The organism is Halobacillus sp. B23F22_5 (genome assembly GCF_043497085.1).
GTDB lineage: Bacteria > Bacillota > Bacilli > Bacillales > Halobacillaceae > Thalassobacillus.
In genome coordinates, this window is record NZ_JBIEKI010000005.1 from 69611 (window position 1) to 85369 (window position 15759).

Sequence of the window (15759 nt, forward strand, 5' to 3'; positions counted from 1 at the left end):
ACACCCCCTAGCTGATCTTATCGGTTGGATTGATATTCAGTGGATCCCGTACGATCAACCCTTGCGGATAATTGGTGAACTGTTCACATCCTGTATCCGTCACCCGGAAGGTCTCAGAGATTTCAATACCGTAATGATCGAACCAAAGCCCTGGAATCAGATGGAATGTCATATTCGGTTCAAGCACCGTCTGATCCCCTTTTCTCAGGCTTGCCGTATGCTCACCCCAGTCAGGCGGGTAGCCTAATCCGACTGAGTAGCCGAGTCTCGATTCTTTTTCCATCCCATACTTTTTAATGCTCTTACGCCACGTTTCCTCAATGTCTCCGCAAGTGATTCCAGGCTTGATGGATGCTAATACTTCCTGGATCCCTTCGGTTACAATCGGTGATAGTGTGGTCATTTCTTCTGAAGGCGTACCGATCGAAACCGTCCTTGCTAATGGAACATGGTAACGTTTATAACATCCGGCCAATTCAATGATTACAGATTCTCCAGTCATGAATGACCGCTCTGACCAGGTAAGATGCGGTGTACACGTGTTTTCTCCTGAGGGTAATAATGGAACGATGGATGGGTAATCCCCGCCATGACCATTAGATCCTTTAACGAGATGATAATATATGGAAGCAGCCACATCGGATTCCTTCGCACCTGCATAGATGCTTTCAATACCTTTTTCCATGGCATGTTCGGCTATCATAGCTGCCCGTTTCATGTATTCAATTTCCTGATCCGATTTGACGATCCGAACCCGATTAACAAGTAAGTCCGCATTTTTGAATGTCGCGTTCTGCAGGTTTTTCTTCAACTGTTCAAAAGCTTTCGCTGAAAAATAATAGTTATCCATCTCCACACCGATTGTCCGGTTGCCTTGACCAATCTGCTTCAAAATTTCTGCGATGAAATCCATCGGGTGGTATATATCAGAATGCACATAGTAATCCGGGTAAGCGATTACATTTTCGTCATAGATCCAGGTCGTCTTCCTGGCGCCATTGGCATCCTGGAACCTGCCTATCCATAGCGGCTGTGCTTCATCAATGATAATCACAAGCATCTGATGCACATAAAAAGACCAGGCATCGTAGCCGGAAAGGTAGTTCATATTGGCGGGGTCTGTAATTAGCAGCACCTCTACCCCTTTCTCTTCCATCCGCTTCTTCGTTTTTTCCAGCCGTTCATGATATTCCAAAATATCAAACGGAAGCATCATCATATCCCTCCTTACAATAACTGAATATTTATATAATTCTTACTTCTAATTGTATTCATCTAACTCCTCAGATGTAATGTCCAATCTGTATGAACTTTTGTAGCTAGGCTTTATACAAAATAAATAGGCGCTCCGCAAGAACCCATCATGGGTCTCACAAAGCGCCTTATTCTGGCATTATTCCAGCTTTTTCAGCATCCATAGGCGGACGCTTAATTCCAGTAAAAACAAATCATCCGAATCCACCAGTGACAATTGTGTCAGGTGTTCGATATTCCTTAATCGATGCAACAGTGACTGCCGGTGCAAATTCAATGCCCGGGCTGTCTGACTGACATTACTGTTGTATTTGTTGTAAACGATGAACGTGTGAATCAGGTCTGTCTGCCGCTTCTTATCATATTCAATAAGCTTCTCTAATGTGTCTTTGACGATCGCGGATATATCAGGGTCATGGGATAAAGCCATCAGCAAACGGTTGATCCTTGTGTCGCTGAAAAAAGTCCGCTCCCCTTTTCCATATTGCTGCTTGCCGATATCAAGTGCCGTTTTGGCTTCCTGGTAGCTTTTATGGAATGAGTAATGGCCATCCTTATGAATGGCAATTCCCCAGGAAATCTCAATTCCAGCCAGCAAGTCGTTCAAACGCCGTTCTACCATATCGAGAAACTGATTGGAAGCTTCCATGTATGGGTGATGGTCTGCTTCCAAATAGACGATTACTTCTCCGTCCTCAAACGTCGTCATTGCGCTTCGATTCAATAGTTCCCCAGCCTGGTGGATTTCTTTTTGAATATAATAATTACGGCTATGAAGGGAAGATCCTGCTGAACGATCCGTTTTCTTCAGCTGCTTATTGGTTTCTGTAAAGCTGATTTCACCAACCATGCAGATATAGGACTTCGTCAAGTCATAGCCCAGCAGCTGACCCTTTGATAACGTCTGTTTCGTAATATCATTTTCATTCTTGGCAAGGTCTAATAAAAAATTATCTTTTAAGCGGATTTCTGTCATTTCAATGGCGTTTTCCTGTAAAAAATAAAGCGCACATGCGGTCAGGGCGTGTTCTAAAATGTTCATCACCAGCCAGGTCAGCTGATGACGATCGTCCGGCTTGAAAATAAGGTAGCCCTGCTTTTTCTGATTCGATAAAATCGTCAGCTGGTAGCACGTTTGCTGGTCGATGACAAATTCTTCAATATGATGATAGAGGGGATGCTCGCTGAACTGGATGTCCGTCTGGGGAATCTGTTGGACCTGACCCTCGACTTTTCCATTGAATACATCCAGCAAATGCGGGTCGACGTCATGATTAGCGCGGATTCGCTTATTTTGATCACTGATCGCAATTGGGATGTTGGTCTTCTCATAGAGCAGATTCGAAATTTCCTGCAAGCCTTTCCCGTTCAATACAAATGTTATCAATTCCTGTCTGATTTCTTCCGCCTGTTGTCTTTCTGCCTTTTTCTCCTGGCTGATTTCTTCCAGCACCACTTGCAGTATATCGCCGAAACGTACTTCCCAGGGGAGGTCGATGACGATTAAATCGTTTTTCTCAGCAAGTTGCAAAATACGATCAGGAATATCATAGATGTAACGGCCCGTGGCGAAAGCCAGGACAGAAGCTCCGGAGTGAATGACATCTTTTGTGAACTCTTCTAATAATAACGGGTCATTCTCACAGCCAATCCCAGTACTCAGCACGAATTCATTACTACGTACAAAATTCTCCACCGGTGTTTCAATTACCGAAATCCAATCCACCTCTTTCTCATTCAAAACAGCCTTACCTGTCTTTACCTTGGCCGTTTCCATAATCGGAAGCTGGATGATATCTTTAACTGTCAACCCCATATCCCCCACCTCACCCTTAGTGAACTAATACTTGTCAGTCAATGAACGGATCATGTCATGGTCCACATTATTTCCGCTGATAATGATGACAATGTTTTTATATCTATTACTTTCTTCTCCCAGCAGCCAGCCAATTCCTGCCCCGGCCGCCCCCTCTATTGCCATTTTATGATATTCGAGCATAAACATTATTCCTTTTGCAATTGCGGCTTCCGAAACCAGCACACTTTGATCCATCAACTGCTTCACCATTGGGAAAGTATAGCGATTGTCAGGCCCTAGCCCTCCCAACAGGCTGTCCGCTAATGTATCCGATTCTTTCAAAATCACGGGCTTGCCATACTTCAGACTCTCATGCATGACCGCCCCTTTTTCCATGGAAACACCAGTAATATCGATTTTAGGATCAGTGGATTTCAACGCCAGGCTGATACCGGAAAGAAGCCCTCCTCCTGAGAGTGGAATGATGGCTTGATCGACCTCGGGACATTCTTCTAAAATCTCTAAACCAATTGTTCCTTGGCCAGCAATCACTTCCCGATCATCAAACGGCTTTATCACGGTGATCCCGGATTGTTTTTCTAATTCATAGCAATACTGTTCCGCATCGTCCTGATTTTCACCGACGATTTCTACATGTGCACCGAGGCGCTTCAGCTTTTTGACCTTTTCCTGTGGTACTCTCCTGGAAATACACACGGTCGCTGGTATATGATGAGCTCCTGCAACATGAGCGACGGCGATGCCATGATTTCCTGTTGAAAAAGTAGCCACCCCTTTTTTCTTTTCTTCTTCAGTCAACGACAGAATTTTATTGGCCGCACCTCTTAATTTAAATGCCCCGGTCGGCTGCATGTTCTCAAGCTTCAAGTATACATTTGCGCTTGCCCGATCGGATAAAGGCTGTGAATATAACAACGGAGTCTTTTCTATTACGCCGGAAATACGTTTTTTTGCTTTCCAAATATCACGAAACACCACACCAGCTGTCTGCAAATTTTCCATTCGGTCACCCCCAATACCTTTCCTGAATTATATATAACGGAATAATTGTCGGTCAATTCAAAATTTTAAGTTTACAACAAAAAAAGAACCAGATACGTATTGGTATCTGGTTCTTTTTTTGGTTTTCTTAACAATCTTCTTCTTCACCCATTGTAAATTCAGATGCTGGAAGAGGTGTTGTCGGACTCAAGCAGGCAATGCCGCAGAAGCAATCCAAGTCGATTGTTATGCAGATGCCAGTTGCTTGCAGGTCGCGGATACTGTTACCAGGGAAGTACGAACATACAGTATCTCCACGCTCACCTGGAGTAGACCCTCCCTGTGTTACCGGTAACAACAACTCTAATTGTACACAGCATTCATCTTCATCGACGAACTTTTTCGCACGGAAGATAGGCGTTTGTACACAGCGTAAAGCAGTCATTCCAGATCCGCCAATAGGTGACTGGAAGACACCACTTCCGATGAATGGTTTACAGTTCCCTTTACAATACAGGAAGAACGGAATAGTGGTTGCCCCATTGCCATTCGTTGTTGGTGAAAGCAAATCTTGGATCGATTGCTCACACCCTGTCGAACAACAATCATCTGCGCCTGCAACTTCATTCTGAACCCGCACTATCTCACGAACGGTATCACAAACACATGTGTCAAAGTCTTTTCCTTTACCACAGCTCATTCATATTTCTCTCCTTTTCATAGTAGTTGCCCTATTAGGGTATGAGAAATAACGAATATTGGCAGGACATTTGTCTATATATAAGAAAAAAGTGGAGAAGCAGATCATTTTCGAACCAAAATTAAATTGAAATTGTAGTTCTCACTCGATGCCCTCGGCCATATTTTACTAGAAGAGGAGGTGTGAGCTTTGCCAATTATTCAGAATAAAAGCTATATGTACACAATAAAGCGCGGGGACACCTTATATGCGATTGCCAGGCGATTCGGCAGTACGGTAGAGGCAATTGAACAGTCCAATCACTTGTACCCGCCAGTAACAGATCGTGGATTGATTTTTCCTGAAGATGTATTGGTTGTTCCTACAGCTGAGCAGAATGCGATCATGAGTTATGTCGTCTTCCCTGGTGATGATGTAAGAGGAATTGCCGCTTCTTTTCAAGCTTCCGTGGACTTGGTTGCAGGTATTAATAGACTGGATAATCCAAACCTTATTTATATCGATCAATTATTGCTAGTCCCGGCTTTTACGTACGAAATTGAAACCGGCGACACGCTATATCGTATCGCCAGGCGATTCGGGGTGACCGTTGATGAGATAGAGCAAGCAAATAGTGACAGGCCTGGATTCCAAAGAGATGTTATCTGGCCAGGTTTCCACCTCGTGATACCTATTCGTACTTCAGAAAATATTTTCGTCACTAATCCTTTACCAGGGGTTAAAATAATGAACGGACAGCAAGTAGAAGGTTTTGCACGGGCTTTCGAAGCTACTGTGCTGCACCAATTACGAGATAGTAATGGAAATGTTGTATCCGATGAGCGCTTTACTACCGCTGATGAAGGGGCACCCGCCTATGGACGATTCACCAGCATGCTCCCATTTGACCGTCAGCCTGCGACCAATTCCGGAGAACTTTGGATATATACCAGAAGTGCGAAAGATAATAGTATCCAGGATCTAGTCCGCACCCCCGTCTCTTTTTAATTCATTAGCGGTGAGATTCACTCCATGCAAAAGCCCCAATCATAGGATTGGGGCTTTACAACTCTATCAACCTGCTTCTCTCGCGACTACTTGTTCACTAGAAGCACCTCTATATTTCAACATCTGTACGACAAACCAGGCAGCCACTGCCAGCCAGATCACTGCTCCAATCACCATCGAAGTGGAATAGGCTAAACCGAAGCCTTCTGGAGCATAGAAAATATACGTACTGACAACGCCTGTCATAAACAAAGCCGGGACACTGGCAATCCAGTGAAATTTCTTATTCTGGAGCAAGTACATCGCACCTGTCCAAAGCATGACCGTGGCCACCACCTGATTGGACCAGCCGACATAGCGCCATAGAAAACTATAATCCATTTGTGTCAATAAAAATGTCGGAATCGCAACAGGGAAAACAAGCACGATTTTTGACCATTTTCCGTTGAAGTCTTTGTTACTTACTTGTTTCAGGAATTCGGACAGCATCATTCTGGAAGAACGAAGTGCTGTATCCCCTGTTGTAACTGGCAGAATGATGACACCAAGTACAGCAAGTATACCGCCTAAAGTGCCAAGGGTTGTTTTACTGATTTCGTTGACGACTCCCGCAGGCCCTCCAGCAGCAAGGGCTTCTTGAAGACCTCCAGTACTGCCGAAGAACGCCATCCCGGCGGCTGCCCAGATCAATGCAATGACCCCTTCTGCAATCATTGCTCCGTAAAATACTTTGCGACCTTCACTTTCTTTTTTCAGTGTACGGGCAAGAATCGGGCTCTGGGTGCTATGGAATCCGGATATCGCGCCACAGGAAATGGTGACCATCAATAGCGGCCAGACTGGTAAATTATCAGGATGAAGACTATTGATCGTTAAATTCGGGACTGGATTTTCGAAAAAGAATAATCCGATACCAATGGCAACTGCCATGAAAATCAGTACGGCTCCAAAAATCGGATAAACTTTTCCAATGATTTTATTGACCGGCAATATGGTCGCTATCAGGAAGTAAGCGAAAATGATCAGCAGCGATGCCATAAAGCCCAGTGGTGTGACCTCTGCCATCAACTGTGCCGGTCCAGCCGTAAATGCAGCTGCTACGAGAATCATTAACCCAATCGATAACATATTAATAATCGTTTTAGCGTATTTTCCTAAGTATTTCCCTACAAGGGTGGGGTACTGTGCCCCATTATGCCGAAGCGACAACATCCCTGAAAAATAATCATGGACAGCTCCTGCGAAAATGGAACCGACGACAATCCAGATAAACGCTATCGGACCATACAATGCTCCGAGGATCGCGCCAAATATCGGACCAAGCCCAGCGATATTCAACAGCTGGATCAAGCTTGCCTTCCACCAGCTAATCGGCATGTAATCAAAGCCGTCATTGTTCGTGTATGCTGGAGTTTCTTGTTCATCGTTAATGCCGAAAATTCGTTCGACCACCTTTGCGTAAAATAAGTAACCTGCGAGTAATAATGCGATGGATGCAACAAATGTAATCATCGCTGAGCCTCCCTTCAAAAATGAGTGATAGGGAGTATTCTATAACGGAATTAGACAAAAAACAATATTTTTTCTGAAAAGTTTTTATTTTTCTATAACATTGAACGCTTTCATTGAAATAAAATGCTTTTTTTCATTCACATGAACATTTCAGTTATTTTAAATCAAATCCCAATTAAGAGGACTTCCTTTTTTAACGTCACGTATAATTTTTTTCCCTAAAAGAACATCGTAATATTTTGGGGGGAGACCATAACCGGGTCTAATAATTTTCATGTTTTCTTTTGTTAAACGGTCTCCTTTCTTTAAGTTTTTTACAATATATAAAGAACGACGGTACTGTTTTGAAGATTTTTCTGCTTCTGTTACACCATAAGCGACCTTTCCTAGAGCTTCCCATGCCCTTCTGGTTTCAGTTACCAATGCGGACATCTCCTCCGGCTCTAGTGAAAATGATGCATCTACTCCACCTTCTCTACGTGATAGCGTGAAATGTTTTTCGATAACTGTACCTCCCAAGGCTACGCTTGCTACAGCTACTCCATTTCCCATCGTGTGATCAGATAAACCGGTAGGGCATTGGAACAATTCTTTCATATGCGGAATTGTGAGAATATTGGAGTCTTTAGGAGAAGCCGGATAGTTGCTGGTGCATTTCAATAAAATCAGTTCCTTACAGCCTGCTGCACGGGCAGCAACTACTGAATCTTCTATTTCAGCAACTGAACACATCCCCGTAGAAAGGATGATGGGCTTACCTGTTTTTGCAACTTTTCTGATTAACGGCAAATCAGTGTTCTCAAAGGAGGCTATTTTGTAACAAGGAACATTGAAGGATTCCAGAAAATCTACAGCACTCTCATCAAATGGAGTGCTGAAGGCTGTCAGTCCTAATTCTTTACAGCGTTCAAAGATAACCTTGTGCCAATCCCACGGAGTATACGCTTCTTGATACAGCTCATAGAGTGTTTTATTTCTCCACAGGCTTTTTGAATCTTTGACAGTGAAATCATCTTTTTTTTCATTTAATGTCATGGTATCTGGGGTGTAAGTTTGAAGTTTTACAGCATCAACCCCAGCATTAGCTGCTGCTTCTACTATTTTCAAGGCACGTGATAAGGACTGGTTATGGTTCCCCGACATTTCTGCAATAATAAAGGGATAATGATCCCCGCCTATTATTTTCCCATCAATAATAATATCGCTCATCAATTACCCCTTTCTTGGATGTTAGCTAGTCCAGTTCTTACTTTCTGCCATTTGTCATTGAATAAGGCCATCCGAATCACATCTTTAAATTGATTGTCTTTCCAGACATGCTGGGCTAAAACTCCTTCCTGTTCAAAGCCTAACTTTTTGTGATATCGGATGCTCCCTGAATTGGAATCGATAACTTCAGCACATACTTTGTTCATCCTGGACTCCTGGAAAATTTTATCCAATGCCAAAACACCCATGATTGTACCTGCTCCCTTCGGAGCTTTTTCTTCCCCAATATAAAAGCCCCAAAAACACCGTGAATGCTCCTTGTTTATATCAGAAAAACTGACTAACCCTAATGGTGAATTCACATCATATAATACCCACACTAAATCACTGGAGCTTTTATTTATTTTATGGAACCATCGTATATGCTCTTCCCATGTAATATTATGGTTTGTATACATGAGAGATTTGATCCTTTCTGAGTTTCTCCATTCAAAGATGGTCTTCAAGTTGTCAAAAGTTAATGGCTTCAAAAAAAATTTATTCTTCATCTCTGCTTCCCCCAAGCAACTGCCGAACTGCTAATCCACTTTCAAAGTCTTTCATTATCTCTTTTGAACTCTTAATCATTTTCTCCAAGACACGTGGATTTTCCATCAACTTTTTAACAGCTCTTGCAATATCTTTTTCATCTACATCCTCACTTGTTCCTAAATGGTAAACAACACCTAATTTTGATAAACTGTACAATATTTCGGATTGGTTTTCAGCCGTTTCAATTGTTATTGCAGGTAAGGATAAATAACACCGCTCCCATGTTGTGCTTCCTCCTGCACCAATTGACAAGTCGGCTTTTGCCATCAATTCCGCTATATAGTCTATTTGATAATGCATCCGGATATTTGGATTGTCAGCACAGATAGATTTAATAGAAACATAGTCCAGATTGGATTTTCCGATGACGACATCAATGATACATTCAGTATTGTTAAGACATTGGACAGCTTTAAGAGCTTTCAATGTTTCTTTAGTAGGATCGCTCCCACCGAAAGATATCAGGATTCGAGTTACTGCCCCATCTCTTTCCCTTTGACGGACAAACTTAAATTCTTCTCGAAGAAGAAAATATTTAGGACCCAATAGCATGATAGTTTGAGGGCCTACCAGATGCTCATATCGTTTCTGTGAATTTGGATAGAAGTTCTGATCTAAAAGAACCTTACAGTTATGGGGGCGATCTGCAAGATCATCTATTACCATTATTTGATTTGCGTATGGTTTTGTGAACTGTTCCCACTTCTCATCAATTGCATAGTGGTCAATGACCAGCCAATCTACCTGCTTCTTTCTGATGAAATTAATGGTTTGCATTGCATCTAGTTTCCAGTTCTCTCTAAACCATTGAAAATAATGTTTCTGGTCTGTACTTTGCAAAGAAGGGAGCGTCCTTAGCCCATATCCCCGATTTTCAATAAACCCGGTCAAATCACCAGGGAGTCTCCGGCAAACGAAAGTAACTTCTGCGCCATTAAGCTGAAGCTGCTCTGCTAATACAAGACATCTCATGACATGGCCGGTGCCAATCCACCTCGATGAGTCAACTCTGAAGCATACATTCATTCATTTTCCTCTTCACTCTTTTTTTGTAAGATGTGAGCATTTATTTTCTGCCATTCCGGATGTTTTTCCAGTAATTCTAAAATATTTTCTAACGTAAAGTATGGGTTCCTGGGATATAATGCCTCCAAGATTTTTTTAACCAATAAAAAATCTTCCGTAGTATCCACAGTCCAACGGTGATTGCTTTCGTCCCGGCTATAGTTAACATTTGTCAGCCTGAATATATCAGGATGATCGATCATGTATTTAGTTACATGTTCTCGTTCGTTTGGTTTCTTTGCTCCATTATGAGCTGCTTCTAAAGCTTTATATGAAAAGATTTCTGTATCCATTCCCCTTGGAAAGGTTCGTTTCAACGTATTTGAGACATATTGAAGTGGATGATCATCTTTGAGTGATAAATATTTATTTACAACGTTATCGATTTGAAACGGATCAATCAACGGACAATCGGCCGTAAGACGGATTACTGTTTCTGCCTTTACCGATAAAGCAGCTCTATAATACCGCTGTAATACGTCTGTTTCTGAACCCCGATAATAAGTGACTCCATTTTTCTCACACCAGCTTACGAGCGGATCATCTTTGGCTGTATCAGTTGTAGCGATAACGATTTGATCAGTAAATAACGACCGTTTAACACGTTCAAGCTGATAGGCTAATAAAGGTCGATTCAGTACTTTTTTAAGCACCTTTCCGGGCAATCTTGTGGATCCCATCCTCGCCTGAACGATTGCAGCTACTTTCATATAACACCTCACATAACAGTGTAATAAGAGATCACTTTTTTCACACCATCAATGACATCCTCTACATCTTTTATAGACATTTTAGGAAACAAAGGAAGGGTAAGTATGGTACCGTAAGCTTCTTCAGCATTGGGACAGATCCCTTTCCTATAGCCTAACTGCTGATAATATGGATGCCAGTATACGGGAATATAATGTACATTAACGCCAATATTCTCCTTTTGTAATGCCTTGAATATTTCAGCACGGTCTGCGGATAAAACAGCTGGATCCAGTCGGAGGATATATAAATGCCAACTTGAATTACCATCTTTATTTTGAAAAGGGGTAATGACACCATCGATTTTATCGAACGCCTCCGTATATCTGGAAGCATATTCCCTTCTTTTTTTCAAAAAGCCGGGCAGTTTACCTAGTTGGCTCAAACCTAATGCAGATTGAAAATCCGTAATCCTGTAGTTAAAACCCAATCTTTGCATCTCATAAAACCAAGGCCCCGGATTATTTTCCAACTTATCGGGGTCACGCACAATTCCATGGTTCCTGAACAGTAATAATTTCTCATAATAGTCTTTATTATCAGTGGTAACCATTCCTCCTTCTCCAGTTGTTATGTGTTTAACCGGATGGAAGCTGAATATTGTCATATCACACATAGATCCGACCATCTTTCCTTTGTATGAGGCTCCTAATGCATGGGCTGCGTCACTAATTACAACTAGCCCAAATTCTTTGGCAATTTCCAGTACCTCCTCATATTCGATTGGCTGTCCGGTAAAATCAACAGTAATAATAGCTTTAGTATTATCATTGATAGACTCTCTGATTGAGGAAGGAGAAATATTGCAGGTAGCGGAATCAACATCTGCAAATACCGGTTTGCCACCAACATAAAGGATACAGTTAGCACTGGCCGCGAAAGTTAATGAGGTAGTTATCACTTCATCACTTTCACCTATTCCGGCTGCAAAACAGGAAGCGTGTAATGCTGCTGTCCCACTAGAAAAAGCTACGGCATACTTAGCACCTACATAATCAGCCATAGCTTCTTCAAAATTAGAGACAGCGGGTCCAGTTGTAAGCCAGTCACTTTTTAATATACGGATAACCGCTTCAATATCCTGATCATCAATCCATTGACCTCCATAAGCTAAATAAGAATCTCTTACAGGTTTTCCACCATATAAAGCCAGCTTAGCTTTTTGCATTTCCTCCCTCCCCCCATTATTCACAAAAGATCGGTTGTTTTTATCCATTTTTCCGTCTGGGCCAACCCTTCAGCCAAACTGTACTTAGGCTCCCATCCCAACAATTTTTTTGCTTTACTGAAATCGCACACTAGTTTCGGTATCTCACTTTGAGGATGAATATGTGGGACATGCTTGATTAATTTTCTATCTTTAACAATCAGTTCAGCTAATTTATTTATACTTATATCCTTGCCAATCCCTGCGTTTAGAATTTCTCCATCTGCTTTTTCCGAATAGCCTGCCTCCACCACAAAACGGGCACAATCTTCCACATACAACAAATCTCTTGTCTGGCTGCCATCGCCATATATAGAGAGTGGAAGTCCTTCTAGTGTGTTTTTCAAAAATATCGCTACAACTCCTCCTTCTCCTCCCGTTTTTTGATAAGGGCCATACGTATTGAACGGACGAAGAACAGTGACGGGGAGATCGTAGGCATGATAATAGGACAGAACTATATTCTCTGCCGCAATCTTTGAACCAGCATAAGGAGAGGCAGGCTTAATTGATGCTGTTTCTCTGATTCCACCTTCATTGTGAGCCCGGTCATACACCATGCATGTACTCATAAAAACAAGCTTGGTTTTATGCTCTCTGCTTTTTTCCAGAATATTGAACGTCCCAACAACATCATTATGAAATGTGGTATGAGGATCATCAATGCTATCCTGAACGTTAATGCTGGCTGCCAGGTGGTAACAAATATCAAACTTATGGGTAAATAGTTCTTTTATCAGCTTTGAGTCTTTGATATCCCCATGAATAAATTGTTTAAAATTAGGATTATCCTTTAAGGTTTTGAGGTTTTCCTCTCTCCCATTCGATAAGTCATCCAGGACCCAAACAAAGTGTCCTTCTTCCAATAACCTCGCTACAACCCATCGCCCGATAAATCCGGCGCCACCAGTTACAAGAATATTCATGACCCTCACCCTTTCATGTTGCTTCTTAAAACATACTATTACCGCTTTAACCAATATATGCTCTCCACACTTATTCTAGCTTGTCAGTCTATTAATTAATTTCCGCAGTCTTTTCCCCGACAAAGCCGGAACAGGGTATGCGTAAGAAAGAAAATCCTTAGTAACTTTTTGGGCCTTCCTTATCATTTGCTCCTTGCCAAAATACTTGATGACAATGTCGCCCAGTTGGTTTGCGTCATTCTGTGATAACTCTCCCAGTCGATTGTAGTACCCGGCAGAACCTGGAAAGTCCATATTCAAGATAAAAACAGGCTTGCCTGCAAGCATTGCTTCTAACCCAACGGTGGAAGGATAAGAAACGACTCCATCTATATTAGGGAGTATATCGTACAAATCTACATTCAAAAGTGAGTGAACTGATGGAAATTCTTTGGAGAGGGGGTGGGGTCTTTTATTAGGGTAATCTTTAATTAAGATGTTAATATCCAGTTTTTTTGAAATTTTTTTTATAAACAATCGCCAGCTGTCAATTTCTTTATTTCCTCTTACAATTATCAAGAGATTCTTTTTATTTGGGGCTAAACCGAATTTTTCATTAAACTGTAATCGACAGAAACGGGGCTTTTCAAAAGCCTGATCGAACCTCGGATGACCAATAACCTCTACTGTCTCGTCAGCTGCACCCTTTTCTTTAAACCAATCCACCTCAAACTGTCCATAAACAGCATCCACAGTAGCGACTTTGGGGAGATAGCCATGTTCACTTGAGATGATTCCATGCTGCATACATATAGTGGGTATGCCTTTTTCAGCTGCTACCAGCGCTAAGGTACGACATTCTGGGTAGTGAGTCGAGGGAACAACTATACATGAAACAGGGAAAAGTTCCAGTAGATTAGCAGATTCTTCTATCCGGTTAACAATCTTGGATAATTGTAGAAAAAAAACTTTTTTAAAACTTTCTTGGCTATATAGGGGATGGTTATGATGTTTCTTTATAATGGAATTTGCTTTTCTTGTTAGATTTTCTACCGCTTTCCTTGTATCAACAGAAAAGTCCGAAAAATACTTGACAGATGGTGTGCTGCCTGCTGCCTTTGCTTTCTTATTGTCCTTCATCCTCTTTGCTCCATTACCATCCCGATCATTAATTACTCTGATGTTTTGATAGCTTTTTGCTTTTGTACGCCTCTTCGTTTTCCTTCTATTTCCACCTTCATATAAGCGCATAACTTGGGAAGAATTAAAATACTTTATGAAGGTCTTTTGCGGTAATTTAAGCAGATTGTATACATCATGAAATATTACTATTCCATTTTTATTTCGTTCCAAAGGTTCATTAATATGTGACTGTACAAACTCATTAAATACTATTTGGATTTCTCTATTTTCTGTTATACTTCTGGGCAGCTTTGCGGTAAATGCTTGATTATACAAGCTATCCCATAGCTTTTCATTTCCTTTTAACAGACTTCTAAAATGATATAAATAAGGTATTGAAAAACCTTTATACTTTATATCTTCGAAGTCATTTAAAAAATTAATATATAGTGACCAGTAATTTTTTGAAAAAATGTCCATTTTATCTCCATACTTTCCATTTATTAAATTAGATTTGCTTCTCTTAGCACTCTTCTTAGTTGTTCTTTTGAAATGGCATCTTGCTCTTTTGAGCTATAAGTTCCTGGGATAATTTTTTTCGAACCGGCGTAAAAGACATCATTTCTTGCCCCTTCCACTATAATGTACATGTCTTTTAATTCTAAAGCTGATAACGACTCATCATAAGTCATCAATTCTTCATACATTTTTTCACCAGGTCTTAATCCCATCATTTCTATACCAATTTCTTTTTCCTCAATCCCGTATTTTTTGCATGTTTCCTCAATCAGTACAGATGCAAGATCATCCAATTTAATCACAGGCATTTTCAAAACAAAGACTTCTCCGCCCTTCGCTTCTCTAAGTGCTTTAATTGTCAATTCTGTAGCTTGTTCCAAAGTCATCATAAATCGTGTCATATTTCTATCGGTTAGGGTGATAATTTTTTCGTTTTGAATTTGCTTTTGGAAAAGTGGAATAACCGACCCTCTGGAACCCATTACATTTCCAAACCTTACACTTGCAAATATTGGATTAGTTACTGCTTTATTAAGTTCGACAGAAGTAATTAGTCTTTCCCCGATCAGTTTAGTTGCACCATATGTGTTGGTTGGTGAAATGGCTTTATCTGAACTTGTGAAGAGCACTTTTTTTACGTTTTGTTCAATAGCTGCATTTATTACATTAGTAGTGCCAAAGATATTTGTTTTCACAGCTTCATAAGGATTAAATTCACATGCAGTTACCTGTTTCATTGCGGCAAGGTGAAAGACATAGTCAATTTCATTCATTGTATTTTTCAAGACTTGGTAATCTCTTACATCTCCTAGAATAAACTCCAGCTTCTTATTATCTCCTAATTCCTTTTGCATCTGATATTGTTTAAATTCATCACGGCTAAAAATCCTAATCAAACTTGGCTCCTCCGTGAGAATGTTACGTACTAGACTTTTACCTATAGTTCCAGTACCACCGATAATTAATATTTTCTTTTCTTTGAAAAACACCATTATTTCCTCTTTTCCTATAAAAATGATTATAAACTTTTTCAGTAATACCATTTATATTCACCATTTTGCACTTAGTGAATATAATAGACTTTCACCTATCAAATTGGTCAATTGTCATAAAAACCAAAAAGGAAGCTATGCCTGCT

The 15759-nt window shown here is 40.9% G+C and carries 14 protein-coding genes; 1 reads left to right on the forward strand and 13 read right to left on the reverse strand.

Annotation, left to right across the window (positions count from 1 at the left end):
* Positions 1-7: 7 nt before the first annotated feature.
* From ACGTN9_RS09010 to ACGTN9_RS09025, 4 genes are all read right to left on the reverse strand, one after another.
* Positions 8-1213 (reverse strand): M24 family metallopeptidase, encoded by a 1206-nt coding sequence (locus ACGTN9_RS09010; RefSeq protein WP_499592427.1) that lies wholly within the window; start codon positions 1211-1213, stop codon positions 8-10.
* Positions 1214-1393: 180 nt separating this feature from the next.
* Positions 1394-3070: a PucR family transcriptional regulator gene (locus ACGTN9_RS09015; protein ID WP_499592019.1), complete on the reverse strand. Its 1677-nt coding sequence runs from the start codon at positions 3068-3070 to the stop codon at positions 1394-1396.
* Positions 3071-3094: 24 nt separating this feature from the next.
* Complete coding sequence (gene eutB / locus ACGTN9_RS09020) at positions 3095-4075, reverse strand: hydroxyectoine utilization dehydratase EutB (RefSeq protein WP_499592021.1); 981 nt, start codon at positions 4073-4075, stop codon at positions 3095-3097.
* 127 nt (positions 4076-4202) lie between these two features.
* Positions 4203-4754 (reverse strand): CotY/CotZ family spore coat protein, encoded by a 552-nt coding sequence (locus ACGTN9_RS09025; protein WP_499592023.1) that lies wholly within the window; start codon positions 4752-4754, stop codon positions 4203-4205.
* Between the two features lie 189 nt (positions 4755-4943).
* On the opposite strand from ACGTN9_RS09025, the gene ACGTN9_RS09030 reads away from it, so the two are divergent.
* Positions 4944-5741 (forward strand): LysM peptidoglycan-binding domain-containing protein, encoded by a 798-nt coding sequence (locus ACGTN9_RS09030; RefSeq protein ID WP_499592025.1) that lies wholly within the window; start codon positions 4944-4946, stop codon positions 5739-5741.
* Between the two features lie 66 nt (positions 5742-5807).
* Here the strand turns inward: ACGTN9_RS09030 and ACGTN9_RS09035 are convergent, their stop codons facing one another.
* The 9 genes from ACGTN9_RS09035 to ACGTN9_RS09075 all read right to left on the reverse strand — a co-directional run bounded on the left by ACGTN9_RS09035 (position 5808) and on the right by ACGTN9_RS09075 (position 15610).
* Positions 5808-7253: a carbon starvation CstA family protein gene (locus ACGTN9_RS09035; RefSeq protein ID WP_499592027.1), complete on the reverse strand. Its 1446-nt coding sequence runs from the start codon at positions 7251-7253 to the stop codon at positions 5808-5810.
* 159 nt (positions 7254-7412) lie between these two features.
* Positions 7413-8462, reverse strand: a complete 1050-nt coding sequence (pseI, locus tag ACGTN9_RS09040; protein WP_499592029.1) for a pseudaminic acid synthase — start codon at positions 8460-8462, stop codon at positions 7413-7415.
* Positions 8462-9010 carry a UDP-4-amino-4,6-dideoxy-N-acetyl-beta-L-altrosamine N-acetyltransferase gene (pseH, locus tag ACGTN9_RS09045; RefSeq protein WP_499592031.1) on the reverse strand — a complete coding sequence of 183 codons (549 nt, stop codon included), beginning with the start codon at positions 9008-9010 and terminating at the stop codon, positions 8462-8464. Before pseH ends, pseI begins: the two co-directional genes overlap by 1 nt.
* Entirely contained in the window at positions 9000-10079 is a 1080-nt protein-coding gene (gene pseG / locus ACGTN9_RS09050) for a UDP-2,4-diacetamido-2,4,6-trideoxy-beta-L-altropyranose hydrolase (protein WP_499592033.1), read from the reverse strand. The genes pseH and pseG overlap by 11 nt, the downstream gene beginning before the upstream one ends.
* The gene (locus ACGTN9_RS09055) at positions 10076-10828 is read right to left on the reverse strand and encodes a cytidylyltransferase domain-containing protein (RefSeq protein WP_499592034.1); all 753 of its coding nucleotides are present in this window, start codon (positions 10826-10828) and stop codon (positions 10076-10078) included. Before ACGTN9_RS09055 ends, pseG begins: the two co-directional genes overlap by 4 nt.
* A gap of 8 nt (positions 10829-10836) precedes the next feature.
* Positions 10837-12036 carry a UDP-4-amino-4,6-dideoxy-N-acetyl-beta-L-altrosamine transaminase gene (gene pseC, locus ACGTN9_RS09060; protein ID WP_499592036.1) on the reverse strand — a complete coding sequence of 400 codons (1200 nt, stop codon included), beginning with the start codon at positions 12034-12036 and terminating at the stop codon, positions 10837-10839.
* Between the two features lie 20 nt (positions 12037-12056).
* Positions 12057-13001, reverse strand: a complete 945-nt coding sequence (locus ACGTN9_RS09065) for a dTDP-glucose 4,6-dehydratase (RefSeq protein ID WP_499592038.1) — start codon at positions 12999-13001, stop codon at positions 12057-12059.
* A gap of 75 nt (positions 13002-13076) precedes the next feature.
* Positions 13077-14582, reverse strand: coding sequence for a hypothetical protein (locus ACGTN9_RS09070; RefSeq protein WP_499592040.1), 1506 nt, complete (start codon positions 14580-14582; stop codon positions 13077-13079).
* Positions 14583-14605: 23 nt separating this feature from the next.
* Positions 14606-15610, reverse strand: coding sequence for an SDR family NAD(P)-dependent oxidoreductase (locus ACGTN9_RS09075; protein ID WP_499592428.1), 1005 nt, complete (start codon positions 15608-15610; stop codon positions 14606-14608).
* Between the last annotated feature and the right edge of the window lie 149 nt (positions 15611-15759).